Genomic DNA, 315 nt, shown 5'->3' with positions numbered 1-315 from the left:
AAAGCTTTACAAACAGGCGCTGACAAAGATAAAGTAGCTCTAAAAGGCACAGATGCAACTAGCATCGCAAAGCAAGCTGATGCAGTAACTACTGCAAAAAATGAACTAACAACAGCTGCTGCAGGTAGTGACGATAATGCTAAAAAAGATGCACTTAAAAAAGCTATCGAAGCTGGTGTGCCTGTAGAAAATGCTGGCAAGAAATTAAGTGCTGCTGATGTAGATAAACTAAGCACTTCTGACCTTAGCACAGTTACAACTGCAGCCGCAGCCGCAGCTACTACTGCTGAAACAGCTATGGCTACTGTAAAAACA

Annotated in this window: 1 protein-coding gene; it reads left to right on the top strand. The window is 42.2% G+C overall.

All coding sequences use genetic code 11. The annotated features are described in order from the left end of the window. Window positions 1-315 (top strand): hypothetical protein (locus UNSWCS_RS12120; protein WP_035144109.1); only part of this gene is annotated, 315 nt, incomplete at both ends.

It is taken from the genome of Campylobacter concisus UNSWCS (genome assembly GCF_000466685.1).
GTDB classification, from domain to species: Bacteria; Campylobacterota; Campylobacteria; order Campylobacterales; family Campylobacteraceae; genus Campylobacter_A; species Campylobacter_A concisus_A.
This window is presented reverse-complemented; position numbering and strand designations above follow the sequence as displayed.